The organism is Prevotella illustrans, from assembly GCF_017426725.1.
In the GTDB taxonomy this organism is placed as follows: Bacteria; Bacteroidota; Bacteroidia; order Bacteroidales; family Bacteroidaceae; genus Prevotella; species Prevotella illustrans.
Window position 1 is genome coordinate 15846 of the sequence record NZ_JAERMS010000026.1, and the last position, 25669, is coordinate 41514.

Consider the following 25669-nt stretch of genomic DNA (forward strand, 5'->3'; position numbering starts at 1 on the left):
TAATAATATTTTTATATGAGAGAAAGCCAAGTGAAAACAATGAGCAGACTCTTGCTGTTGCTACTGTGCCTGATGGTCAGTGCCGGCATATCTGCCCGAGAGCCGGTTGACACAAAGATTACCATTGATTTCAAGTCTGCCGCGGTGCCCACTGTCTTGCAGGAAATCAAGCAGCAGTCGGGAGTGAACTTCTTTTATAGTGATGAACTGGCCCGGACATGGCCCAGCGTGACCATTGCCGCTCGTCAGAAAGCGGTCAGCGAAGTGATAGAACAGCTTGCGCGGCTCATTAAGTGTTCCTACAGAGTGAGCGGCAATATCATTACTTTTAGCCAACAGACACAGATGGGACGCAACCGACGGGTCAAAGGAGTTGTATATGACGACACCGGAGAGCCTGTTATCGGCGCACAGATACGGGTTGTGGGAACCAAAATACTGACCACAACCAACACCGATGGCGAGTTTGCCTTTGACTATACGGGTGATACGCCTCGCCGATTGGAAGTTTCGTATGTTGGCATGCAAACTCAGAATTTGACCATAGAGCCGAATATGAAAATCAATATGGTGGCTGACGTGAAGCAGTTGAGCGACGTGGTCGTGACGGGTTACTATACTCAAAACAAGCAAACTTATACGGGCGTGGCCACAAACTATAGCGGAGCGGAACTGGCCGCCGTGTCCGACCGGAATGTTCTATCGACCATCGCGTCGCTGGACCCGTCGTTCCGACTGACCGAAAATATCGCCATGGGCTCAGATCCCAACACGATGCCCAACGTACAGGTGCGTGGCATGAACTCGTTGCCCAACAGTTCGGTGACCAACCTGAACGCGGAGTATAAGGGGAATGCTAACTTGCCGACCTTCATCCTCGATGGTTTCGAGGTCAGTGTGGAAAAGGTGTATGACCTGGATCCTAACAAAATAGCACGTATTTCAATATTGAAAGATGCTTCGGCTACAGCAATCTACGGCTCGAGAGCAGCCAATGGCGTGGTCGTTATTGAGACAAAGTCGCCTCAGGCCGGTAAACTCAGATTGAATTATTACGGCAGCGTGGATATGGAAGTTGCCGACTTATCGGATTATCACTTGCTCAACGCCCGTGAAAAATTGCAGTACGAAGATATGGCGGGACTCTACAAGGGCAGTGATGCCGTGTATGTGCAGGAAGAATATCTGAAGAGTTACAATGAAAGACTAAAGCTGGTGGCTCAAGGTTATGATACCGATTGGTTGGCTAAACCGCTCAAATCGGTGGGAATCAGTCAGAAACATACCATGCAGTTGGAGGGCGGTAATGACAGCTTCCGTTATGGATTGAACTTAAACTATTTGATGAACGCCGGCGTGATGAAGGGATCTGATCGTAGTCGACTGGGCACAAGTCTGAACCTGCTGTACAATTATCGCAACCTGCGGTTCCGCAATGAGTTGTCGTATGGCAAGATTACGTCTAACAATTCGCCTTACGGTCCCTTCAGTACCTATACCTATCTGAATCCGTATTATTATCCTTACGACGCGAGTGGCAACTTAAAGCAGGTGCTTTTCGATAATTACACTCCCGCAAGGGGCAGTTCGCAGGTGGCCAATCCTATGTACAACACCATGCTCAATACGATAGATCAGACTACTTATGATGACTTTGTAGATAATTTCAGTGTGGAATGGAATATTATCCAAGGACTGCGTCTGAAAGGAAACTTCTCTTTGGAACGCATCAATCGCGGATATGACAATTTCAAACCGGCAGACCATACCGACTTTATTGGTAAAACGGAAGACAAGGGAAGCTACACCAAGGGCCATACGTTGCAGACTTCCTATGACGCTAACGTAGTTTTGTCTTATTTTAAGCAGGCCGGAAGCTATACGCTCAACCTTAATGCCGGTTGGAACATACAGGAATCGAAATCCGACTACAATGCTTATACTGTCTATGGATTTGCCAATCAGTCGCTCAATCACCCTTCGCTCGGTGTCAGATTCAAGGAAGGTGACCATGTGAGAGGCTATGCGACTACGAGTCGATTGATGGGATTCTTCGGCAATGCTAACCTTAGTTATGCCGACCGTTATTTCATCGACGCTTCACTTCGTAGTGACGGTTCGTCTGTTTTCGGCAGCAACAACCGCTGGGGAACCTTCTGGAGTTCGGGAATGGGATGGAACGTGCATCATGAAAAATGGCTGAAGGGCAGTCGCATGATTAATCAGTTACGTTTTCGCTTGAGCACCGGATTTACAGGAAGCCAGAACTTCTACCCCTATCAGGCTATGATGATGTACAATTATGACAGTTCGTTGGCTTATCAAGATTACGTGGGCGCAGTCATTAAGGCTTTCGGCAACCGCAATTTGAAGTGGCAGCGTACGCAGAAAAACAATCTGGGCGTTGACTTTTCACTCCTTAACAACCGACTGAGCGGTTACTTCAACTACTTTATAGAAAACTCCAAAGATCTGCTGGTCGATGTCAATATGCCATCATACATAGGCTTTGATGTTTACAAAGACAACCTTGGCGAGACACAGAACAAAGGTTTTGACTTCAATGTTAAGGCCGTCGTGTATCGAGATAAGTACACTTCGGTCAATCTGTTTGTCAACGGACAGCACTATACCAATAAATTGAAGAAAATATCCTCGGGCCTTAGTTCTTATAACGATTTGGCTGACAAGGAAGCCGGTTCACGACCATACGTGCGCTATCAAGAAAGAGCTTCTATTAATTCGATATGGGTTGTACGATCAGCAGGTATCGACCCGGCTACAGGTAACGAAGTCTTTATCAAGCGAGATGGCAGCTATACCAGCACTTGGAGCGAGAAAGACTATGTTCCTTATAAATCGACTGATCCGACTATGAGTGGCACTTTTGGCCTGAATGCTTACTATAAAGGATGGGAACTGAATGCTAACTTTTTCTATCGCTTTGGCGGTTATGCCTACAACCAGACTTTAGTGGACAAGGTGGAGAATGTAAATCCTTATCTGAATGTAGACTGTCGGGCTCTCTACGACCGTTGGAGCACGCCGGGTAAGGCAGCTCTCTACAAACGGATTGACGACCTCTCTACGACTAAACCTACTTCGAGATTTGTAGAGAAGGATAATTTACTCTCTGCCAACTCATTGAGTTTAGCATATTCTTTTGGTCGCGAGGCTATCCGTTCGTTTGGTGCCGAGTATCTGAAAATTATTCTTACGGCTAACGACGTACTCCGCACGTCAACCATCCGGCGCGAGATAGGTACGGCTTATCCTTACGCCCATCATTATTCACTGGGCGTTCAATTAACCTTCTAAACCTATTTGCGAATATGAAAAAGAAGATTTTTATAATAGGTATGGGACTGATTTTGATATGCAGTCTCACCGCTTGTGAAAACTGGTTTGATATTTCGGCCAAGTCGGAACTCAAATCCGAAGACCTATTGAGCAACGAGCAAGGATTCCGAGATGCGCTGATGGGATGCTATGGCGCAATGAAAAGCGAAAGTCTGTATGGCGCACAGCTTACCATGACCTATATGGATGTGTTGGGACAATACTATTCGACGGCAAGTGCTTCGCTCAATGTATTTGAATATGCTAACAACTACAATTATACTAACCAAAAGGAGGAAGACCGTAAGGATGCCATCTGGAAAAAACTTTATAATGTGGTGGCTAATACGAATAGTTTGTTGGAACAGATTGATGGAAAGAAGAGTGTCTTCCCCGTCCATGAGTATGAACTCATTAAAGGCGAGGCACAGGGCCTGCGTGCGTTTCTTCATTTCGATTTGTTGCGTCTTTTTGCCTTTGCACCATCTATGAATGGCGGTTTGCAGAAAGCCGCTATTCCGTATGTCGATAAGTTTACGAATACAACTTTTGCGCAACTGACAGTAGAAGCTGTACTTAGTCGCATTGTCGAAGACTTGAAAGCGGCTCGGGAGTTGCTGAAAGACGTGGATCCTTACGGCCCTGATCATGCCCGGTACAATCTGAAGGGTCTCACAGGAGTGTGGAAAGGTCGCGAATATCGCATGAACTATTATGCCGTGACGGCGCTTCTGGCACGCGTTTGCCTCTATCGCAACCTGGGAGACGACCGCGAGCAGGCTTTTCGGCTGGCCAAGGAAGTGATCGACAGCCATCTGTTTCCGCTGATTACGAGTGCCGACGTGGGCGGCACAGACAAGAATGGCTTCGTACAGGAAAATATCTTTGCGCTCGAAAGCAAGGAACTGTATGACAACGTGGTGAAGCGTTATTTTTATGCGGCCAATACCAGCAGCAGCTATCTGGCCACTACGCGGAAGCAAATGGAGAAAGTGTTTCCCGCAACGCTCGATATGGACTATCGCCGCTTGTGGTGGATAGAGGCGACAGGCTCCTATCATATCCTGTCGAAGTATAACTCGTCGAAACGCGTTCCTCTGTTGAAAGTGTCGGAAATGTATCTCATTGCCGCCGAAACAGCTGCCAATATTACCGAGGGTGCCAAATTCTTCAACATGTTGCAGTATCGTCGAGGTTTGCCCGATGAAGAAATCACCGAGGAAAACCTGCATGATAAGATTCTTGCGGAGTATGCCAAGGAGTTTATCGGCGAGGGACAGTTGTTCTACGCTTACAAGCGACTGAGAAATAGCGTAACGCCGATTAACCAAATGGCTGTGACCGCGCCCGAAAAGGTTTATGTATTGCCATTGCCTGTTACGAATACCTACTTTAAAAATGATTCCTATGAAAAATAAACATATCTATATGATGGTCCTTGGACTCTGTGCGGCGCTGATGACGGGTTGCACGGAAAACGAGCGAATGCGCTATGAGAATAAGCCCTGTGTTTATTTCAGCAGCGTCACCGAGAGCGACAGTATTCCTTATTCCTTTGCCGCCGTCATCAAGGACACTGCTACCATAAACGTTCCTCTGAAGATTATCGGCGAGGCGGTCGACAAGGATCGGGTTGTGGCTTTTCGGACCGCCCCCGCTTCGACTGCCAAGGACGGCGTACATTATCGTTTGCCCGAAACCGAGGTTAAGGTGCCGGCGGGTAAAGTGACGGCAGAGATACCGGTCAAGGTCTATAACAAGGAGTTGGATAACGGCGACGTGTCGCTCGTATTGCAACTGACACCCAACGCCGACTTTGACCTCGGCTATAGCGATAGGCTGACGGCCCGTGTCGTGATTACCAACCAACTCGTCAAACCGAGCTATTGGAGGATTCTTTCCATCTATTACGGCGCTTACTCAAAAGCCAAACATCGCCTCTGCATTCAGATTCAGGGCTTCGATTTCGAGCCGAAGCTGAAGGGTTCGATGATTCAGACGTATATGTCGTATGGGCGGTTGGTATATAACTACTTGCTCAAGACGCCGGTCTGGGACGAGGAAACCAAACAATGGATTACGGCCGACTGGTCTCCGCTTTAACGAAAAAAGAAAGGAACAGACAGAATGAAAAAGTTATTTTTATTGGTTATAACGGTCCTGGGGTTGACGTCGTGTGTGCATGATGATACCAACGACAATCCTACGCCGCTGAATGAGGTTACGATCAGTGGCATTCAAGACGAATACGACGATGTGCATATCGATAAGCCGCTGAGCATTCACCCTACGCTGGCAACCTCGCAAAACAGCGACGCGCAATTCAGTTATTTCTGGATAGCCTACGACAACAACACGTTGTTTCGGGCCGACACGCTCTCACATGAGAAAAACCTGGACATTCAAGTGGCTCTCGCGCCGGGACTGCACACGCTGAAGTTCAAGGTGGTGGACAACCTGACGGGTGTTTATTACGAGAAGGAGTTCAAGGTGAACGTAGTCAACGCGTTTACGAAGGGCCTGATGATACTTTGTGACAAGGACGGCAAGGCCATTCTCGACTTCATGCCCGACGGTCAGGATGAGATTATTACGGATGTTTATGGCAAGGTGAACGGTGGTGAGACCATCGGTACGAAGCCCAAGCGTGTGTATTTCAACAAGTTCGAAAGGGAAGTTCTCAACGAGGTGATGGTGCTTTGCCAGGACGATCGTGGAGGTTGTTTCCTCGACGCCACCACGATGAGGCAGAGCCGTACCTATGGCGACTTCTTCATGAGTCCTCCCGAAAAGGTCATGCCCGAAGCTTATTACAAATCCGGCATGCGCCATTACTTAGTAAATGATGGTAAACTCTACGATCGGGCTGTCAATATGGGTTCGCCGACGGTGAAGCCGAATATGCTCGTGGCGGGCAAGACGTATCGCGTTGCTGATAACGCGAACTTCAATGATGACGAAGAATTGCCGTCTCGTGCCGTGGTTTATGATAATGAAAACATGTGTTTCTATACCATCGGCTCTATTACCACGGCCTTCCTTACTACAGCTACCAAGACGTCAGGGCTGACCTACATGCCCGGAGGATTTTTCAATCCCGACAAGGTTGGCATGAAATGCCTTTACGCCAACATCTCCGTACGCAGTGAAACAGGAGCCAACCAGTTCATGGGCGTCTTTGAGGAAGCGGGAGGCAGGCGTCATCTGCTGAAGTGCGGAATCGGCTTTTGGGTGGAAGGCGCCAATCCAGAGACCTACTTCTCCGATCTTGGCGATGATGTTCTGACGGTCGAGAAGATCGCTGACGCAGCCGCTTTTGCGTGCTCCGCCCGCTTCCCGGGCTATATGTTCTATGCCGGTGGGGGCGCCATCTATCTCTATAATGCGGAAAACAAGACCGGCATGCGGGTCTATGATCTGGGTGAGAGCGTAGACATCAACCACATGGAATTCGACTACAAGAGCAACACGCTCCTCGTGGCTTATCGCGATAAAGCCCGGGCGACGCTTCCGGCCGGCTTTGCCGCGTTGGAAGTGGGTACCGATGGCGGATTGCGACTGCGCCTTGTCGGGCGTCACGACGGCTTGGCTGACCGGATAGTGGATTTCGAACGCAAATATTAAGCATGATGATGACACTGCGTATCAGCGCTCTTGGGCTGCTTCTCCTTGGGCAAGTATTAAGCTTACAGGCCCAGGGAGTGGCTTTTCGTGACGTAAGTTGGCCCGAACTGAAACGACAGGCACGGGCAGAGAAGAAAGCCATCTTCGTAGATGTATATACCTCTTGGTGCGGTCCTTGTAAAAAGATGGACCGTGACGTATTCAGTAAGGCAGACGTAGGGAGCTATATGAACGGCAAGTTCGTTTCGGCGCATGTCGATGCCGAACGGCAGAAAGACTTCGGCCTGTTCGCGGAGTACACGCCGAGCGCTTATCCCACGTTCTATTGGTTGGACGCCGAGGGGAATCTTCTGGATGTGGAAAGTGGCTTCTTGCCGGCCGAAGAGTTCCTGAAACGATCGGAGAAAGCGCTTCGGAATACGATCGGCGCACGCTATCGAGTGCTGCGACAACGTTGGACTGCCGGTGAGCGTTCGCCTCGTTTCGTCAGGGAATTCGTGCTGGATGTCATGCCGAAGACGCACGTCGATTCCGTCCGAATCTACATGAATCGCTTTTTGGAAGGGCTGCGGCCCGACGAACAGAAATCGAAAGAGGTGGGTGAAATGGTGATTCTGTTTCCCCGAAGTGTGACCGACGATGCCGTATGGCGTGCTTTCGTAGGTAATCATGACGAGTATACACGCCTCTTCGGTTACGAATATTGGAAAAAACTCTATATGAATCTGGTACGGGTGCCTATGGCTGACCGTCGGGACGAACGACGACAGGCCGAGATTCTGGCATGTATCGACCGGTTTAACTTCCCCGACAAGCAACTCTTTGCCGACCTCAGAGCCATGGAAAAGGACATCTTTGGCCACCGCTACGGCTCTGCCTTGAAGCAATCTCTTGCCATCGGCCGGGCAAACGAGGGTCGTTTACCTTATATTTATATGGAGATGTTTTACACTTATATCATCGGTGACTTCTTCACGGCAGCCTATAAGCCGTCGAAAACGGAACTGGCCGACATGGCGGCGTTGGGCGAGAAAGCCTTCAGGCTATATCCGTGTCAGTGCTCATTGATGTATCTGGCTGCGGCACAAGCCCGTTGCGGCGACTATAAGGCCGCTTATGAGTCGTTGGCAAGCCTGCCTTTCTATCAGGAGCCGGTCTTGTCGTCGGCCGTTTACAAGATGTTAAACCTGAAGAGAGTCAGGCTGGGTAAGTAGTCGGCTCTCTTTCTTCTATTGATTGTTTTTTACCGTTGTCGTATAAACTTCAAAAGCATTGCTTCGCTCAAATGGAGGAAGCAATGCTTTTGAAGTTTATGATGGTATTGTCGGCAGGCGGTTACTTGCCGAGACCTTCGGGCAGGATGACAACCGAAACCTTATTGGCCACGGAGAGGAGTTCCTTGACCATGGCCGACACCTTGGCGGGAGTCTGTGCCTCTACCAATCGCTTGTAGTCGGTGTGGTTATCGTGTCCGGTATGCTCGTAGTTGTAGATGATGTTGCCCCAGTAGCCATTGGTCTTCGCACGGTCGTCGGCTTGCTTGAGCATGAGCGTTTTCACCTTGTTAAGCATTTCGGCGTCGCAGCTTTCGGCCAGTTCCTTCACAGCCGAGTTCATGATACTCAGCGCGAGGTCTTTCTTCTCGGGTTTCATCGGACAGTAGCCTACCATCTGGGCCACGTTCACGCCGTCGGTGCTGACAGCCAGTGCGCCCTGCGCGCCACAGGAATAAGCCGCGCCGGCCTCTTCGCGAATCTTGTTGAGGTAGACCATCGACAATACTTGTCCGGCCATGTCCATCTGAATGCCTTTCTCCAGCGTGTAAGGAATCTTGTGGCTCAGCCAGAAAATGTAGGCGTTGGCCTTCGGAGTCTCCATCTTGCGGTAGAAAGTGTTATCTATGTTCTTGTCGGTCAGGTTCAGTCGGCGCACGCCCTTCTCGGCCTTACCCTTTGCGGGCAGCGCGCCCAAGTAACGGCAGATGAGCGGACGGATGGTGGCTTCGTCGAAATTGCCCAGTATCTCAAACTCCCAGCCGGCGGCATTGGCCGTGCGTTCCTTGGCCATTTGCAGGACGCGGTCGTAGTTGACCTGCTTCAGGTCGGCCAGCAAGATGGGACGGGCGTAGGGGCTGTGGTCGTAGAGAGCGTTGCTGACGGAGTCGCTGAAGGCTGTTTCCCAAGAGAGGTCACGGTTTTTCAGCGCCACTTCCATCTGTTGCATGAGCGTGTTGTAGGAGCTTTCGTCCTTGCGGATATCGGTGAAGTAGAGATAGATGAGCTGGAGCATGGTCTCTACGTCCTTCGGCGTGGAGCTGCCGTTCACCTGCATCATGCGTTCACCCATGGAGAGCGTAGCCGAAGCGATCTTGCCGGCCAGTGCCTTGGGCAGTTCGGTAGATGAGAAAGCGCCCAAGCCGCTGCATTCAACCACGTCGCCAAACACTTTGGTATTCACGTAATCGGCCAGTCCGTAGGCACTGCTGCCTTTACCGCCCTGACCCGAGAGCGTCACTTGGTCTTTCTTGAAGTCGGTCTTTTTCAAGATAACGCTCACACCGTTGCTCAGGGTCAGCTTGGTGTAGCCGAGCTTGGTGTTCTTCGTCTCCTTCTTGATGGTGCCGGCCTTGGGCAGTTTCTTGATGAGCGGCTCACTCTTCACGTTGTCCGTGTAGGCGGTGATGTCGGTCTTGCGGGCCGCGGTGATGGCTCCCGTCAGCTGTTCCTTGGTGGGATAGACGTTGCCCTCCTTCTCGGTGTTGAAGTTGATGATAACCATGTTGCTGTCGTTGTCGTGCACGAACTCGGGCAGAACCTGGTTGACAGCCTCCAGCGGAATCTTCTTCAGCAGCTGCTTCATCATCTGATACTGATAATCGATCGACGGAATGGGATCGTTGTTGAGGAAATGACTCTTGTAGGCATTGAAGAACGAGGTGTTGGTGCGCTTATCCTTGTTGCTGTAGAGCTTCTCGAACGAGCTTTCGAAGTTGGCCTTATAGCGGTCGTATTCGGTGGGTGTGAAGCCGAATTTGACGGCGCGCAGCACTTCAATGTAGGCTGCCTTGAGGGCGTCGGCGCATAGGCTGATGTCCTTGGGCGAGGTGCTGACCGTGAAGGCTCCCTTGGTCTTGGCGAAGATGTAGTCGCCGTCGCCGACCGAAGCGCTGATGAAGGGACAGCCCGGCTTCTGCGCGACTTCTATGTAGCGGTTGTTGAGCATGCTGATGGCAGCCCCGCGCACGAAGTTGTACACCAAGTAGTTGATGTTGTTCTTGAGCGAATCGGGAAACGCGTCGTGCTTGATCATCAGGTCGATGTCTGACTGCTGAAACTCCTTGTCCTTATCGATGATGACGATGGGCTCGGCGTTATCGGGCACTTGCTCGTCGACGAGCGGCGCTTCGTTGGCCGGATTCTTGATGTCGCCGAAGAGTTTCTTGATCTGGGCCTCCATGTGGTCCACATCCACGTCGCCTACGACGATGATACCCTGATGGTCGGGGTGATACCATTTCTCATAATAGTCGCGCAGTTCCTTCGGCTTGAAGTTATCTACGACGCTCATCAGTCCGATGGGGAAGCGCAGTCCGTACTTGCTGCCGGGGTAGAGGGCGGGCAGATTGCGCTCGAACATGCGGTTGGAAGCGCTGGTGCGGTCGCGCCACTCCGAGTGGATCACGCCGCGCTCCTTGTCGATTTCCGCGGGGTCGAGGGTCAGTCCGGTCGACCAGTCGCGCAGGATGAGCAGGCAAGAGTCGAGTGTGGATTGTGTCTGCGTGGGCACGTTGTCGATATTGTAAACCGTCTGGTCAATGCTGGTATAGGCGTTGAGGTCGGCGCCGAACTCGATACCCTTCGAGCGGCACCACTCGATAAGGCTGTTGCCCTTGAAGTTGTCGGAGCCGTTGAAGGCCATGTGCTCTAAGAAGTGGGCCAGTCCGCGCTGATTCTCTTCCTCTTGGATGGAACCAACCTTCTGCGCGATGTAGAAGTTGGCGCGGTGTTCGGGCCAGTTGTTGTGGCGGATGTAATAGGTCAGTCCGTTGCTGAGCTTACCGATTCTCACGTCCGGATCCACCGGAATCGTTGCTTCCTGCTGTGCCTGTGCCATGCCGGCGCAGAAGAACAGCGCTACCACGAATAAGTTTCTGAGTTTCATTTTAAATGTTGTTATTAAATTTATAGATAATCTATTATAAGACGCAAAGATACATAAATTACATCGGTTCGGAATAAGTTTTTCTAAAATTAGCAGTGTTTAATGCTTGTTTTAGAAAAACTTATTCCGAACCGGCGTAGAAAATTAGTAGAGCAGGTTTACAAGTGACAAAGCTAATAAAAGAGGTTTCATGCAGTTTTTTTGACATAAAGACATAAGGACATATTTTTCTTATGTTGTTTTTAAGGACATAAAGACATAAAGACATATTTTTTTTATGCTGTTTTAGGACATAAAGACATAAGAACATATTTTTCTGCTGTGGGGGACAAAGACATAAGGGCCGCAAGCGGCCAAGAAAGACATAAAACTAAGTGGGAAATGGGAAGCGTGAAATAGGAAGTGTGAAGCGTGAAATGTAAAAATAGAGTGCGAAGTGTGAAATGTAGATGGCTTACCTTTTCGCATTTCACACTCTTCAGTTAGTTCTCCCTCCCTTTGGGAGGGTCGGGGTAGGTCATTGGGAGGGCCGGGGTAGGTTTTCTTCTGTCTTTACCCTGAATAATCTTTACATCCACCCTCCAAAAAGTGGCGTTATTTTGAAAAAGAAAAGACTTGGGCGCAAATAAGCGATTGTAGAGCGAGTTTATAAAGCGCTGGTTATCAACAGATTGTGCTTTTTAAGGGATTCCCTCTTCACTTTTTCGCCCTTAATCGCTATGCTTTTAGGCCATAATAGCGGCCCTTTCATCGGCTAAAAGCTATGGTTTAGCGGGATAATCGCTATGCTTTGAGCCGATAAAAGGATAGCTTTGAGCATAAAAGGGTATAAAAATCAGCAAATCGAAGGGATTTTTCGGCATGCCGGCAGCCGGATGACGTGTTGCGGAAGTATTAAAATAATGCGATTTTTTCTAACAAAATCACAGAGCCAGGATGGGAAATAAAGGAATGGGGCCGGGGTAGATCGTCGGTCGGAGTAGGTGCTTATTCTAAATCCAGATGGCGCACGCTGACCTGCTCCTTGAGGAATGTCTGGGCGCTCTCCTTGAATTTGTCGGGATTCTCGGTGGTGAAGTATTGGCAGGTGCCGCCGCGAGTGAGCTTTTGGCGCAGGTCCGTGTGGTGGTCGAGGTATTGGGCCAGGCTGTTGGCCACGTATTCGGCTTGCGGAATGACGCGCACGCCGGGTTTGACATACTTCAGAATCTTCGGAAGGAGGATGGGATAGTGGGTGCAGCCCAGGATGATGGTGTCGATGGCGGGGTCCTTGCTCATGAGCTGGTCGACGCGCTTCTTGACGAAATAGTCGGCGCCGGGACTGTCGGCTTCGTTGTTCTCTACGAGGGGAACCCAGAAGGGGCAGGCTACGCCGCTGACACGGATATCGGGAAAGAGTTTATTGATTTCGATATCGTAGCTGTGGCTGCGCACGGTGCCCTCGGTAGCCAGCAGGCCTACGTGGCGACTGTGGGTGAGCGACCCGATAACTTCGGCCGTCGGTCGGATGACGCCCAGCACGCGGCGGGTGGAATCCCACGTGGGCAGGTCGTGCTGCTGGATGGTTCGCAGGGCTTTGGCCGAGGCGGTGTTGCAGCCCAGGATGACCAGCTGGCAGCCCATGCCGAAGAGTTTCAGCACGGCTTGGCGCGTGAATTGATATACGACGTCGAATGATCGGGCGCCGTAGGGGGCACGGGCGTTGTCGCCCAGATACATGTAGTCGTATTGGGGGAGTCGTTGGCGAATGCCGTGGAGGATGGTCAGGCCGCCATAGCCCGAGTCGAAGACGCCGATGGGGCCGGGATTGCTGGAAAGCGCCATGATAGGAATGGGATTAAAAGAACGTGATGGGCGAACGGCAGTTACTGCAGTTCGGCCTTGACAGCTTCGGTGATGTCTTCGCCCATGGTGCTGTCGACGTAGGGCAGGGCGTCGCCGTCGAGATTGAGAATGAAGGCATAGCCCCGGCGCTGGCCAATTTTGGCTGCGGCAAGTTTCACTTTCCTTTTGATGGGAGCGAGCGCTTCTTTCTCAGCTTGCTTCAAGAGGTCCTGCGCTTCTTTCTTAAAGGCCATGTTCTTTTCGATAAGCTCTTGCAGTTCGGACTGGCGTTTCTTCAGAATGGAGGGCGCGAAAGAACGCTGTCCGTCGAGAAAGTCTTCGTATTTCTTGTTGAATTCATCCTCTACCCGTTTCATTTCGGCGTCGTATTTGGCCCGCAGGTCCTTGAGACTGCGTTGCGCCAAGGCATAATCGGAAGAAGATTTCATGGCTTCGTCGTAGCTGAAATATCCAAACTTCAGGGTGGGAGCATTCACGCTGGCTGCCGGCGGATAAGGTGTGGCAGTCTCTGAATTTTGTGCAGTTCCGTTCAAAGCGAAGAGGGCAACGGACAGGATTAAGAAAAGCTTTTTCATTTTGATAGGCGTTGGGTTATTTCAAAAGCGCAGGAATCGGACAAGTGCCGATTCCTGCATATAGTGGTTCGCTTCCATCATGCAGGAAACGATCAAGGGTTGATTTACTTCATCTTGGTGAGCTGCGTCTTCACGTCGGCTGTCAGGTCTTTTACGGTGTCGCCGAGATAGAGGATGCTGCCGTCTTCGAAGATGGAGGTGTAGGCACCGGCCTTACCGACAGCCTGGATGGCGTTGCGGATTTTGGTGATGATGGGCTCCATCAATTCGTTTGATTTCTTCGACAAAGTCTGCTGGTTGTCCTGATAGGTCTGCTGAATCTTCTGATACATGGTCTGAAGTTCCGTTTCAGTTTCCTGCTGCTTGGTAGCATTCATGGTAGCCTTTGTCTTGTCATATTCCTGCGATTTGCGGGTGAGCTCGTCCTGCATCGACTTCAGGTCATTCTCGTATTGCTTCTGGAGTGCCTGCAAGTCGCCATTGGCTTTCGCTACTTCGGGCATGGCCTGCATCACTGCCTGTGTATTTACCTTACCAAACTTCTGCGCGGACATAACCATTGGCGCACAAAGCATCAACATTAAAAATAGTTTTTTCATTGTTCTAAGTTTTTTATTATGATTTGAATTGTTGTCCATTGTTAGGTATTGTTACCGTGAATACCCCAACTTCTCGAGTACTTCGTTGCTGATGTCGATCTTGGGACTGCCGAAGATGATGGCGGTAGCGCTGGAGCGATCGAGCACGAGACTGTAGCCACGCAGTTCGGAAATCTCTTTTACCGCCTGATAGATGTCTTCCTGAATGGGGCTGATGAGGCTTTCGCGCTTCTTGAACAATTCTCCCTCCGGGCCGAAGTATTTCTTGCGTAGTTCGGCCGCTTCCTTTTCCTTGTTCATGATGGCCTCTTGCTTGGCTTTCTTCTGGTCGTTGGAGAGGAAGACGGCTTCGTTCTGATAGTTCTTATACATTGTGGAGGCCTCGTTGTTGAGCACTTCCACCTCGGCCTGCCATTTCTTGCTGGCCTGTTCTATCTGTTCGTTGGCGCGTTGCCATGCCGGAATATTCTTCATGATATATTCCATATCCATCAGCGCGAACTTCTGTGCCGACGCCGTAAGCGTGGCAATGAGCATGAAGCTCATGAGGAGTATCTTTTTCATCTTTAAATTCCTTTCTTTTTTTGATACAATTAATAAGACTGGATTGATAGGCAGGAAGTTAACTGTGTTTATCTTTTTTAGCAGTTAGAACTCCTGACCTAGAATAAAGTGGAACTGGCTTCCGCCCTTTCGTCCATTGACATTGTCCTTGTCGAAGCCGTAGGCCCAGTCGATACCCATGAGTCCTACCATCGGCAGGAAGATTCTGACACCGACACCGGCCGAACGTTTCATGTCGAAGGGGTTGAAGTCCTTGGTGTTGTACCAGGCGTTACCGGCTTCGAGGAACGTGAGTCCGTAGATGGTGGTGTTGCCCAGCATGAACGGATAGCGCAGTTCGAGCGAGAAGCGGTCGTAAGCGTAGGCGTTATAGGCCAGCGAGCCGTTTTCATAACCACGCAACGCAACGGTCTCTTCAGCATAGCCCGAGGAGTAGCCTGTCATACCGTCGCCACCCATGTAGTAGGTTTCGAAGGGGCTCTTCTTATATTTGTTGTAACTGCCGAGTAATCCCAGTTCTATGCGCGTCATGAGCACAAAGCATTTCTGCCCATTGGTAAGCGCTGTATAGGTCTTTGACTTAAACTTCCATTTGTTGTATTCAATCCAGCGATACTTCTCCTGTTGCTCACGGGAGTAGGTAGGTGAGCTGGAATTGTTGGCCAGGTTCTTATAGTCCTTGTGGTCCCACGCGCTCCATGGTGGCGTGAGGGTGAGGCTGGCCGTGAATTCAGAACCACGACGCGGGAAGAGTTGGTTGTCGGTAGAGGTACGGCTCAGCGAGATACTGAGGTTGATGTTGTTGGCCGTTCCGTTGTTCATGAGGAAGTATCTCCAGTTTTTCAGCATGTAGCGCTGGTAAGCCAGCTGCAGCGAAAGCGTGAAGTAGTCGTCCGGCCAGCGTAGGCGCTTGCCCCATCCGAGATTTAGACCGTAGAGCCTGATGTAGGTGTCGGGGTCGTAATAGTTCTCGTAGTTGTTGTAACCGTACGAGCCTGAGCCATAATAATAGTTGTTGTAATAGTTCTGCATGGCCGAGCTGTTATAATAAGTGCTCGAGATGTCGGTCTGCTTACTGAAGTAAGCGCCTACGCTGAACTGGATAGGACGCTTGCCACCGAACCAATTGGTGGAGTAGCTTACGTTGTAGCTTTGGTAGTAACTGCCGTTGGTTTGTGCGCCAATACTCAGTACTTCGCCGTCGCCGATGGGCATAATGCCGCGGTGTTCCTTGTTTTTATTGAAGAGGTTGGCCATGGAGAAGTTGTTGAGCTTCAGTCCGATACGGCCGATCACACCCGTCTGTCCCCATCCTAATGAGAACTCGATCTGGTCGTTGCTTTTCTGCGTGAGGTTGTAATTGACGTCGACGGTTCCGTTTTCGTAGTCGGGCTTTACGTCGGGGCTGATCTTCTCGGGATCGAAATGGCCCATCGTAGCGAGCTCGCGCAAAGAACGGGTGAGGGCTTCTTTCGAGAACAGGTCGCCCGGTTTGGTGCGTAGCTCGCGGCGAACCACGTTTTCGTAGAGGCGGTCGTTACCGTTGATGCGTACATGCGACAAGTGGGCCTGCGGTCCTTCGACCACGCGCATCTCCAAGTCGATGGAGTCGCCGTCGATATTTACCTCTGTTGGTGTAATGTTGGAGAATACGTAACCGTTGTTGTAGTAGAGGTTTCCGGCCGCGTCTTCATCTTCCTGCAGCCGCTTTTTCATGAGTTTCTGGTTGTAGACGTCGCCTTTCTTCATGCCCAGAATGGCCGCCAGATAGTCGGTGGTATATACGGTGTTGCCCACCCAGATCATGTTTCGGATGAAATATTTGCGACCTTCGTCCACCTTGATGTACACGTTGACGTGTTTCGGATCGTTATTCCATACGCTGTCTTTCAGAATGGTGGCGTCGCGATAACCTAATTCGTTGTACTTATCAATCAGGTTTTTCTTGTCTGTTTCCCAGCGTTCGGGCGTATATTTCTTGGCTTTGAGGAAAGAACTGAGCTTTCCGGCCTCATGAATCTTTGAGAAAGCGCCTTTCGATAATAGGCCTCCCTTGATCTTGCCGGTCTTCAATGAGTTATTGCCTTCGATGAAAATGTTGCGCACTTTCATCTTTTCCTTCTTGTCGACATTGACATCTAAGATGACACGATTCTTATTCGCGATGTCATCACGCTGGACAATCTCAATCTCGGCATTCTTGAATCCCTTGTCGTCGAAGTATTTCTTGGCCAGAATCTTGGCGCGGTCTATCATGTTAGGTGTAATCTGTGATCCCATGAGAAGCCCCAGTTTCTTCTCCATGTCTTCGCGTTCGGTCTTCTTCAGACCATTGTAATTGATGGTGGAAACGCGCGGTCGCCCTTTCAGATGAATATGTAGATAGATTTTTCGGCCGATGATAGAGTCGGCGCCGATTGAAACTTCAGAGAAAAGACCGTATTTCCAGTAACGTCTTACCGCGTCGGTGATTTCCGTGCCGGGCACTGTGATTTCTCTGCCTATCGTCAGTCCGGAGATACCGGCCAGCTGTGTGTCTTCATAACCTTCAATACCATCTACATTCAGGCCTGCAATGACGCACGAGCGTGGAGTCCCGGCGTATGAAATGTCGGGATGAACAATCTTATCCTGTGCTTTTGTTCCCATGGCAAACGTCAGCATGACGGCAAGGGTAAATAACACCTTATTATATATATACATATTCTTTATAAGTATTTTCTATGCTTGATGGCGGTCGGTCAGTTGCTTCAACCGCTTATTTTCTTTCTTCTTCTACCTGTGCCTCGGTTTTTCCAAAGCGGCGTTGGCGACGTTGGTAACTCAGGATGGCCTTATGCAGATCGTCCTCGCTGAAGTCGGGCCAATAGGTTTCGCAGAAGTAGAGCTCTGAATAGGCTATCTGCCACAGCAGATAGTTGCTCACACGCAGCTCGCCACCCGTACGAATCAGCAGGTCGGGATCGGGCATGAAGTGTGTCTGCATATGGCGGTCGATGAGCTCTTCGGTGATATCGGCAGACGTAAGCGGATGGTGGGACGAACGGTCGAATCGCGTCTCGTGCTCAGCGATGATGTCTTTAACAGCCCGGGTTATCTCCCATCGGGCACTGTAGCTGAGCGCCACCACCATGGTCATGGCCGAATTGGCTGCCGTATGCTCTTCCGTTTCGCGCAGTTTCCGTCTCACGTCGTCAGGCAGGCGGTCAATGTCGCCAATCACACGGAAGCGAACATTGTTCTTCATAAATATTTCGTCTTCGAGCGCGGTCAGCACCAAGCCCATCAACGCGCTGATTTCGTCGGCCGGGCGATTCCAGTTTTCTGTGGAAAAAGTATATAACGTGAGATATTTTACGCCCAGACGTACACATTCCGAAGTGATGCGACGCACGGTATCTACACCGGCTTGGTGTCCATACGAGCGTGGCTGATGACGCTCTGTAGCCCAACGCCCGTTGCCATCCATAATGATGGCGATGTGCTGTGGCACGTGGTCGATATCCAATTTGTAGTCGGGTTCTGTCATATCTTATGAAACGCTGAATCTTTGTATTTAGAAATCTTTATTGCAGTTGGTACATTTGGGCGCAAAGCTGTAGGTGAGGGTCAGCTGCAGGGTTGTATAGCTGTCGGTATTCTTAAACGCTCCCTTGCTCTCAATGCCGTATGGGTCTTTCACGCCGTCGAGCTGATCGCTCAAACTGAAGTGCATAGCCCATTCCAAACCTATGTTCAATCGCTCGTTCAGTTTGTATTTAAGTCCTGCTCCCAATGGAATATTCGCAGTGAAAGTATGTTGTCCGTTGCCACTGACATAGGTAGTTCCCAGTCCGGCCATCACATAGGGAGTGAATGGTTTGGCTCCTCTGTAATCGTGTCCGGTGCCATAGGGCCACAGATTGTATTCATAGGCGACGCCCAAATCAATCAGGCTCTTGCTGAACGCGTAACGCTTTTCGCTTAGTTCGGGGTAAACGGTTTTGACGTCTTTAGCGTTTCCTTTTAGCTTGCCGAGCGTTCCGGCAAGTTTCAGAGTCATCGAAGGGTTGAAAACCCTGCGCAGGAGGAGCGTGGCAGACGGCTGTTGGTTTTTACTGATATTACCGTTGAAATCGCCGAGATATCCAGTAAACCCTAATCCGGCTCCTGCCTCCCAGCGATATTCATCATCAAGCTGCGCGTGACTCTGCAGGGCAGCGACCATGAACAGTATTGTCAGCATGGTCCTTGACGTCATTCGTATTTCTTATTTTTCAAATTTCTTTGGTTCGGAAGCCCATCCTTTGTAGGCATGGCGTCCTTTCCACACTTTTCCATTTCCGCCGCAAACGATCCAGATGAAGTTCCGGCTGTCGACTGTCATGGCAAATTGTGTCTTGTCGCAGGCGAAAGTTTCGGGCAGATTCATGCCTTTATCTTTCTTCCAGGTGATTCCTTTATCATTGCTTACATAGAAAGCGCTGAAAGCCTTGGCTTTGTTGGTGCCCAGTCCGTCACCGCCGAAAGCGATGATACTATTGCCATAACCGGCTATTTGCAGGTTGGCGAGTCGGGGAGCCTTGTAATAATTATCTTTCCAGATGGGATAATAGCTCCAGGGTTCTGCCGAGGCGGTGGCGCTATTGTCTTCCACTTTGCCCCAAACGCAGGCCGTGCTGTCTGTCGCGAAGCTTTCGGCGCGGTTGCCTACGAGTACAAGGTAATTCATGTCTTCGTTCACTTTCGTCGGCTGACTTACCATTGTAATATTCTGTGTGGGCATGAAAGCGACATTGCCATCCATGGTTTCATCCTTCCAGTTGTTGCCGTCGGCTGAGCAGCGGATAGCGTTGGCTGCGGTAAGTCCGTATAATTTCGTGGTCGAAGCCCCTATCAGTTTGGCGATGGTCGGTGTTGCCACTTCTTGCCAATCCGCTCCATCGGCCGAAGCGTAGAGTTTGTCGTTATTGAGCAGATAGAGTTTGTCGGCTGTAGCCACGAGATTGGCTGATGCCGTTGGAGCCAGTGTAATATTGGTCGTCAGTTCTTTCCAGTCGGTCATGCTTTGCTCGGTTGTGATATAGAGCTTTCCTTCTCCGCCTTGTTTCCCTGCCAGAATCATCTTGCCTTGGAAAGCGACCAGCTTCATGTCGGTCAGTGCGGCTATTTGCTCATTCCGCTCGGCCGTTGTAGTCCAGTCAAATTGGTCGGCCGTCTGTTTGTGCATATTCACTTTTACCGTGTAGGACGTGCTGACAGAGCCGTTATAATTATATACGGTGAACGTTCTTGGTTCCGAGAAATCCAGAGAATCTCTGGAAGAAAAGGGAGAAATACTGTCACTCTTCATGCTTTTTATCCCGATAACGCCACCATTCTTTGCGGTACAAGTGGCGATAACCCGCTTGATGTCAAGACCTGCGGGCAGTGAATCGGGATTATAGATCACATGATTGATCTGATCGATGTTGAATGCGTATTTAGAACCGTCTACCGTTGTCTTGGTAACCTTGGCTTTACCGGTGGAGTCGGTCGTCGTAACATATTTGTTCAGCGTTCCAATCTTGAATGCCGTGATGGCCGAATCGTAATATGTTGCCCTGTCTTCCTCTGTATTGCCTAAGCATGAGGCGAGCAAAAAGACGGTTGTCAGCAATAATGTGAAGGATAAAATATTCCTCTTCATTCCTCTTATTTTATCAGTTTTTGGTTGCAAATTTAATTAGAAAAACCCAAATAGCTGAATTTTTCTACTTATTATTATGTAAAATAAGGAATATAACTGTATTTTTAAGTTTGTTTTAGTTTTAAGCAAAATGGCCTGAAATAGGTTTGTTTAAGGCGTTTTGGAGAGTTAAAAAAATAAGACCGGTGCGATCACTCGTGCCGGTCTTCTTCTTAATCTACATGTATGCTGGAGTGGAGAATGTTTTACGACTCTTCCGCGTTAGCTCTATAACGTTACCAGCATGTCTAATGTGTCAAAATCTAATAACATAATCTTTACCTTAAATGTTTATCAAAACTACTAACCTAATGAAAAAACAATAAAGTATTCTCACGAACACATTGCAAATATACAACTTGTGTGCGAACACGCCAAACTTTTCTTTCTAATTTTTTGTTTTTAAATAAGTTTTTAAATCCTTTTAAATCTTTTCATTGTAAAATGGTTCGTTTGTTTTTTAGTTTCGATTAAGAAGTTGTGTTATTTCATATGGTAAAACAAAGAATAGCTTCTGTATATTCTATGTCGGCACATGGCGACTGATTGACATCTCCAAAGTATGACTTCCGTGTTTGTGAATGGTAGGGCGTGAGCTGTAGGGACATGATTTATCACGTTCCGTTCCTGTATTTAGTGGGATCTTCGTCAGAGTATCAGGTTGTTTTTGATAGGTAATCATCATTCATGCTTGTTTGACAATGCGGAACGTGATGAATCACGCCCTTACGCTTGGCGTATATTCTTCTTTAAGGAACGATCGGACAATACGTGGCCGGAAAGAGGTAAAATAAAAATCCCGCTCTCCATGATGGAAAGCGGGATTGATGTATCGTTATGCCTGCCGCACAGGGCGACGGGCAATCCGTTCGATAAGTGATTAGAGCTGAGGACCGGCAGCTACGAGAGCCTTACCGGCTTCGTTGCCTTCATACTTCTTGAAGTTCTTGATGAAGCGGCCGGCAAGATCCTTGGCTTTTTCTTCCCACTGAGCTGCGTCAGCGTATGTGTCGCGTGGGTCGAGGATGTCAGTAGCGACACCTTCGAGCTGTGTAGGAACAGTGAAGTTGAAGAAAGGAATCTGTTTTGTCGGAGCTGCGTCAATAGAATGGTTGAGGATAGCGTCGATGATACCACGGGTGTCGCGGATAGAAATACGCTTGCCTGTACCGTTCCAACCGGTGTTAACCAAGTATGCCTTGGCACCGCTCTTTTCCATCTTCTTCACGAGCTCTTCGGCGTATTTAGTTGGATGAAGCTCTAAGAAAGCCTGACCGAAGCAAGCCGAGAAGGTTGGAGTAGGCTCTGTGATACCACGCTCTGTACCGGCCAACTTAGCTGTGAAGCCGGAGAGGAAGTAGTATTTGGTCTGCTCTGCGTTCAGGATAGATACCGGAGGCAGTACACCGAACGCGTCGGCCGATAGGAAGATAACCTGCTTTGCGGCCGGACCTTCAGAAGCGGGGCGCTGGATGTTCTTGATATGGTAGATGGGGTAAGATACACGGGTGTTCTCGGTTACGCTCTTGTCGGCGAAATCGATCTTGCCATTCTTGTCTACCGTTACGTTCTCGAGCAGAGCGTCACGTGTGATGGCGCCGTAGATGTCGGGTTCAGCCTCCGCGTCGAGGTTGATAACCTTGGCATAGCAGCCACCTTCGTAGTTGAATACGCCCTCGTCGTCCCATCCGTGCTCGTCGTCACCGATGAGCTTGCGCTTGGGATCGGTAGACAGCGTGGTCTTACCGGTACCGGACAAACCGAAGAAGATAGCGGTGTTCTCGCCGTTCATGTCGGTGTTGGCAGAGCAGTGCATAGAGGCAATGCCCTTCAATGGCAGGAAGTAGTTCATCATAGAGAACATACCTTTCTTCATTTCACCACCATACCATGTGTTGATGATTACCTGCTCCTTAGAAGTTACGTTGAAGACAACGGCTGTTTCTGAGTGCAGACCCAGTTCTTTCCAGTTTTCAACCTTAGCCTTAGAGGCGTTGTAAACGATGAAGTCGGGTTCTTGCTCGAAGTCGGCCTCGCTCTGAGGACGGATGAACATGTTGGTCACAAAGTGAGCCTGCCAGGCTACTTCCATGATGAAGCGAACCTTCATGCGGGTGTCCTTGTGTGTGCCGCAGAAACCGTCAACAACGAACAAACGCTTGCCGGAGAGTTCCTTCTTGGCAATTTCCTTTACGGCTGTCCATGCTTCCTTGGTTGCAGGGTGGTTGTCGTTCTTGTATTCTTCGGAAGTCCACCATACAGTATCGTGAGAGTTTTCATCGTCAACGATGAACTTGTCTTTAGGAGAGCGGCCGGTGTAGATACCGGTCATTACGTTGATAGCGCCAAGTTCTGTTTCCTGGCCTACTTCAAAACCTTCGAGACCTTCTTTGGTCTCTTCGTTGAACAATACTTCGTAAGAAGGATTGTAGAGTACTTCTGTTGTACCTGTGATGCCGTACTTTTCGAGTACGGACTTGTCAAACTTTGCCATTTTATAAATGTATTTAAGTTGTGGAAATCGAATTCTGTAGAATTTATCCTGAAGGCAATGCAACGAGGGCATCGTCTCAATTTGGTTTTACTGCCCGCAAAGTTACGTAAAAACCAAACAACAAGCAACTTTCATTCTGAAAAATAATCGTATTCTACAAACTATTTAGGTTAAAGAAGTTAAAATCTTTGGTGGTTTCCTCTTTTTGCCATTTGGAGTTTGCATTTGGTTATTTCTGTTGTTTGGGGACTTCTTTTTCGCTTCTTGTGTGAGATTTGACCTGAATTTGGGTGTGGCTACTGATACATTTGCGCTTTCTGCTGTCCCTGCAGCACGCCCAGAGCGTTCATGGCCAGGGCCTGCATCTCGTCTTCGCCGGGATAGCAGTAGGTGGGAGCCAGGAAGTCGATGCGTCGGCGCAGCCGGCTGATGACATATTCGCTGCGGGCCATGCCGCCTGTCAGCAGGATGGCGTCGATCTTTCCGCAGAGCACGGCGGCTTCGGCGGCAATGCTTTTAGCCGTGTGGTAGATCATGGCGTTGAGAATCAGCTCGGCTTGTTGGTCGCCTTGCTGGATGCGCTTTTCTATTTCTTTGACGTTGTTGGTGCCTAAGTGGGCGATGAGTCCGGCCTCACCGGCCACTTTCTTCAGCAGTTGCGCCTCGGTATATTGGCCGCTGAAACAGAGGCGGATGAGGTCGGCCGCGGGCAGCGAGCCGGCCCGTTCGGGCGAGAAGGGGCCTTCGCCGTCGAGCGCGTTGTTGGCGTCGATGGCTCGACCGTGCTCGTGGGCCGCGATAGAAATGCCGCCGCCTAAGTGGCAGATGATGAGGTTGAGGTCTTCATTGCGCTTGCCTATCTGTTGGGCGAAGCGTCGGGCGATGGCTCGTTGGTTCAGGGCGTGCCAGATGCAGATGCGGGGCATGATGGGCGAACCGCTGATGCGGGCCAGCGGTGACAGCTCGTCCACCACGCCCGGGTCGGCGATGAAGCTGCGGCAGCCCGGTATCTCTCGCGCTATCTCGTAGGCGATGATGCAGCCCAGGTCGCAGGCGTGCTGGTGAATGGCGTTGCGAACGTCGTCGAGCATGCGCCGGTTGATTTCATACACGCCGCCGGCCACGGGCTTGGCCAGTCCGCCACGGCCTATCACGGCGTCGAAGTTGAAGTCGACGTGCATGCGTTCGAGTTCGTCGAGCACTAATTGCTTACGAAAACCGTACTGGCTGATGATGGTTTCAAACTGTGCCAGCTCTTCGGTGGAGTGCGTAATGGATCGCAGCACCAGCGGACTGGCGTCTTCATACACCGCCATCTTGGTCGATGTAGAGCCCGGATTGATGACAAGGATTCGCATAGGTTATCTACCCCCGTCCTCCCATAAGGAGGGAGTGCCTGCCGGTCAGGGGATGAATGGCTTTGTGGTTAATATCTATGGTTTTATAGTTTAAACTCTATTCTCTATTCCCTTGATTATTCGGTCTTGTCTCTCGTTAGGCTCTCTTTTTCTTTAGAGGGGCCGTGAGAGGCAATTCCTCACTCCCAACGCCAGGCTGACGAACTTCGATTCCTTGCTGTCGCCTCGCGAGGTCATGACGATGGGCGCTGTCGTTCCTTGCAGCATGCAGCCCACTTCGGCACCGCAGAACAGCGTGATGACCTTGTGGAAGATATTACCGGCCTCAATATCGGGGAAGATAAGGCCGTCGGCGTCGCCCGCGATAGACGACACGATGCCTTTAAGGTCCATGCTCTCCTTGTCGCACGACGTCTTTAGGTCGAGTGGACCGTCGATGACGCATGGCCCGAAAGCCCCTTCCCGTCCCATACGGATGATGTCCTGATAGCCCATGGTGAACGGAAAATACTTCTCGTTGGTTTTCTCCGAGCAGTGGATGAGTGATATTTTGGGTTCGGCAATGCCGAGCCGATGACATAGATCGACCATGTAGCGCACCTGCGCCACGCGCTGTTCTTGCGTGGGATAAGGGATGACGGCGGCGTCGGAGTAGGCGATGAGCTTATGGTAGGCAGGTATCTCGGCAACGCCGATGTGTGTTAGCACGTTGCCTTTGGGCAGCATCCCTTTCTCGCGGTCGAGAACGGCGTGCAGCAGCGTGTCGCTGTTGATGAGTCCTTTCATCAGCAGGTCGGCCTCGCCCTCCCTTACCAGTCTCACGGCCTCTTGCGCCGCCGCGTTTTTATCTACGTTGTCTATGTAAATGGGTTCGGCAAATCCTGCTTCCCGGGCGCGTTCCACGGCCCATCGGGTGTGTTCGTCGGTGGCGCAGACCATAGCCACCCGCTTCCTGACGCCGCTTTCTGACAGGTCGGCCGTCATGTCTTCAAAGTTCTGCATGGCTTTCATAGGCTGTTTTCTCATCATTGTTTGTCATTGGTGAGTCGAAGCGTGTCGGCACTATCCAATCACTTTACAAAGATAGATAATATAACTGTCTTTTCAAAGTAAATGACATATTTTAAATAAAAGGAGTTTTTAAACCAACCTCCGACCCTTCCAACAACCTGTCCCAACCCTCCCAAAGGGAGAGAGCGCTATCTTGAATTAATTAGTATTACGACTTGTACCGACAGTTAGTACTCCCCCTTTGGGAGGGTCGGGGCAGGTTGTTGTCCGAAGTAGATTGTAATACGCCAGTTCGGGTTAAGAAAAGAGGTGTAAAAGTTGGTAATCTCGCTTATTCTTCGTAACTTTATAGTTGAAAATCAAATAATTACAAACATTACAAGCGATGATTA

Annotated in this window: 17 protein-coding genes; 5 read left to right on the forward strand and 12 right to left on the reverse strand. The window is 50.0% G+C overall.

Going from position 1 to position 25669, the window contains the following annotated elements:
- Positions 1 to 39: 39 nt before the first annotated feature.
- The 5 genes from JHU38_RS08385 to JHU38_RS08405 are packed head-to-tail and all read left to right on the forward strand — an operon-like array spanning position 40 to position 8177.
- Positions 40 to 3318, forward strand: a complete 3279-nt coding sequence (locus JHU38_RS08385) for a SusC/RagA family TonB-linked outer membrane protein (RefSeq protein WP_158267299.1) — start codon at positions 40 to 42, stop codon at positions 3316 to 3318.
- A gap of 14 nt (positions 3319 to 3332) precedes the next feature.
- On the forward strand, positions 3333 to 4757 hold the full coding sequence (locus JHU38_RS08390; RefSeq protein WP_107581878.1) for a RagB/SusD family nutrient uptake outer membrane protein: 1425 nt from the start codon (positions 3333 to 3335) through the stop codon (positions 4755 to 4757).
- On the forward strand, positions 4747 to 5442 hold the full coding sequence (locus JHU38_RS08395; RefSeq protein WP_158267300.1) for a DUF4843 domain-containing protein: 696 nt from the start codon (positions 4747 to 4749) through the stop codon (positions 5440 to 5442). The genes JHU38_RS08390 and JHU38_RS08395 overlap by 11 nt, the downstream gene beginning before the upstream one ends.
- A gap of 24 nt (positions 5443 to 5466) precedes the next feature.
- A complete protein-coding gene (locus JHU38_RS08400; RefSeq protein WP_107581880.1) occupies positions 5467 to 6963 on the forward strand; it encodes a PKD-like family lipoprotein in 1497 nt (498 codons plus the stop codon).
- Between the two features lie 2 nt (positions 6964 to 6965).
- Entirely contained in the window at positions 6966 to 8177 is a 1212-nt protein-coding gene (locus JHU38_RS08405; protein ID WP_107581881.1) for a thioredoxin family protein, read from the forward strand.
- A gap of 121 nt (positions 8178 to 8298) precedes the next feature.
- Here the strand turns inward: JHU38_RS08405 and JHU38_RS08410 are convergent, their stop codons facing one another.
- From JHU38_RS08410 to JHU38_RS08465, 12 genes are all read right to left on the reverse strand, one after another.
- Positions 8299 to 11124: a M16 family metallopeptidase gene (locus tag JHU38_RS08410; RefSeq protein ID WP_107581882.1), complete on the reverse strand. Its 2826-nt coding sequence runs from the start codon at positions 11122 to 11124 to the stop codon at positions 8299 to 8301.
- A gap of 987 nt (positions 11125 to 12111) precedes the next feature.
- On the reverse strand, positions 12112 to 12948 hold the full coding sequence (gene murI, locus JHU38_RS08415; RefSeq protein WP_107581883.1) for a glutamate racemase: 837 nt from the start codon (positions 12946 to 12948) through the stop codon (positions 12112 to 12114).
- A 41-nt stretch (positions 12949 to 12989) separates the two neighbouring features.
- Positions 12990 to 13544, reverse strand: a complete 555-nt coding sequence (locus JHU38_RS08420; RefSeq protein ID WP_107581884.1) for an OmpH family outer membrane protein — start codon at positions 13542 to 13544, stop codon at positions 12990 to 12992.
- Between the two features lie 104 nt (positions 13545 to 13648).
- Positions 13649 to 14143, reverse strand: a complete 495-nt coding sequence (locus JHU38_RS08425; RefSeq protein WP_107582379.1) for an OmpH family outer membrane protein — start codon at positions 14141 to 14143, stop codon at positions 13649 to 13651.
- 51 nt (positions 14144 to 14194) lie between these two features.
- A complete protein-coding gene (locus tag JHU38_RS08430; RefSeq protein ID WP_107581885.1) occupies positions 14195 to 14707 on the reverse strand; it encodes an OmpH family outer membrane protein in 513 nt (170 codons plus the stop codon).
- 84 nt (positions 14708 to 14791) lie between these two features.
- Positions 14792 to 17410, reverse strand: a complete 2619-nt coding sequence (locus tag JHU38_RS08435; protein ID WP_107581886.1) for a BamA/OMP85 family outer membrane protein — start codon at positions 17408 to 17410, stop codon at positions 14792 to 14794.
- A gap of 55 nt (positions 17411 to 17465) precedes the next feature.
- Entirely contained in the window at positions 17466 to 18236 is a 771-nt protein-coding gene (locus tag JHU38_RS08440; RefSeq protein ID WP_107581887.1) for an isoprenyl transferase, read from the reverse strand.
- Positions 18237 to 18263: 27 nt separating this feature from the next.
- The gene (gene porG, locus JHU38_RS08445) at positions 18264 to 18932 is read right to left on the reverse strand and encodes a type IX secretion system protein PorG (protein WP_369917167.1); all 669 of its coding nucleotides are present in this window, start codon (positions 18930 to 18932) and stop codon (positions 18264 to 18266) included.
- A 24-nt stretch (positions 18933 to 18956) separates the two neighbouring features.
- Positions 18957 to 20375, reverse strand: coding sequence for a DUF6242 domain-containing protein (locus tag JHU38_RS08450; protein ID WP_107581889.1), 1419 nt, complete (start codon positions 20373 to 20375; stop codon positions 18957 to 18959).
- 919 nt (positions 20376 to 21294) lie between these two features.
- Positions 21295 to 22908, reverse strand: a complete 1614-nt coding sequence (pckA, locus tag JHU38_RS08455; RefSeq protein WP_107581891.1) for a phosphoenolpyruvate carboxykinase (ATP) — start codon at positions 22906 to 22908, stop codon at positions 21295 to 21297.
- Between the two features lie 296 nt (positions 22909 to 23204).
- Positions 23205 to 24266, reverse strand: coding sequence for a butyrate kinase (gene buk, locus JHU38_RS08460; protein ID WP_107581892.1), 1062 nt, complete (start codon positions 24264 to 24266; stop codon positions 23205 to 23207).
- Positions 24267 to 24419: 153 nt separating this feature from the next.
- Complete coding sequence (locus tag JHU38_RS08465) at positions 24420 to 25295, reverse strand: phosphate acyltransferase (protein ID WP_232369897.1); 876 nt, start codon at positions 25293 to 25295, stop codon at positions 24420 to 24422.
- Positions 25296 to 25669 lie beyond the last annotated feature (374 nt).

What these genes read in the sequence shown, in the direction of transcription:
- JHU38_RS08385 (WP_158267299.1), top strand. Translation starts at nt 40, where the DNA reads ATGAGCAGACTCTTGCTGTTGCTACTGTGCCTGATGGTCAGTGCCGGC.
- JHU38_RS08390 (WP_107581878.1), top strand. Translation starts at nt 3,333, where the DNA reads ATGAAAAAGAAGATTTTTATAATAGGTATGGGACTGATTTTGATATGC.
- JHU38_RS08395 (WP_158267300.1), top strand. Translation starts at nt 4,747, where the DNA reads ATGAAAAATAAACATATCTATATGATGGTCCTTGGACTCTGTGCGGCG.
- JHU38_RS08400 (WP_107581880.1), top strand. Translation starts at nt 5,467, where the DNA reads ATGAAAAAGTTATTTTTATTGGTTATAACGGTCCTGGGGTTGACGTCG.
- JHU38_RS08405 (WP_107581881.1), top strand. Translation starts at nt 6,966, where the DNA reads ATGATGATGACACTGCGTATCAGCGCTCTTGGGCTGCTTCTCCTTGGG.
- JHU38_RS08410 (WP_107581882.1), bottom strand. Translation starts at nt 11,124, where the DNA reads ATGAAACTCAGAAACTTATTCGTGGTAGCGCTGTTCTTCTGCGCCGGC.
- murI (WP_107581883.1), bottom strand. Translation starts at nt 12,948, where the DNA reads ATGGCGCTTTCCAGCAATCCCGGCCCCATCGGCGTCTTCGACTCGGGC.
- JHU38_RS08420 (WP_107581884.1), bottom strand. Translation starts at nt 13,544, where the DNA reads ATGAAAAAGCTTTTCTTAATCCTGTCCGTTGCCCTCTTCGCTTTGAAC.
- JHU38_RS08425 (WP_107582379.1), bottom strand. Translation starts at nt 14,143, where the DNA reads ATGAAAAAACTATTTTTAATGTTGATGCTTTGTGCGCCAATGGTTATG.
- JHU38_RS08430 (WP_107581885.1), bottom strand. Translation starts at nt 14,707, where the DNA reads ATGAAAAAGATACTCCTCATGAGCTTCATGCTCATTGCCACGCTTACG.
- JHU38_RS08435 (WP_107581886.1), bottom strand. Translation starts at nt 17,410, where the DNA reads ATGTATATATATAATAAGGTGTTATTTACCCTTGCCGTCATGCTGACG.
- JHU38_RS08440 (WP_107581887.1), bottom strand. Translation starts at nt 18,236, where the DNA reads ATGACAGAACCCGACTACAAATTGGATATCGACCACGTGCCACAGCAC.
- porG (WP_369917167.1), bottom strand. Translation starts at nt 18,932, where the DNA reads ATGCTGACAATACTGTTCATGGTCGCTGCCCTGCAGAGTCACGCGCAG.
- JHU38_RS08450 (WP_107581889.1), bottom strand. Translation starts at nt 20,375, where the DNA reads ATGAAGAGGAATATTTTATCCTTCACATTATTGCTGACAACCGTCTTT.
- pckA (WP_107581891.1), bottom strand. Translation starts at nt 22,908, where the DNA reads ATGGCAAAGTTTGACAAGTCCGTACTCGAAAAGTACGGCATCACAGGT.
- buk (WP_107581892.1), bottom strand. Translation starts at nt 24,266, where the DNA reads ATGCGAATCCTTGTCATCAATCCGGGCTCTACATCGACCAAGATGGCG.
- JHU38_RS08465 (WP_232369897.1), bottom strand. Translation starts at nt 25,295, where the DNA reads ATGATGAGAAAACAGCCTATGAAAGCCATGCAGAACTTTGAAGACATG.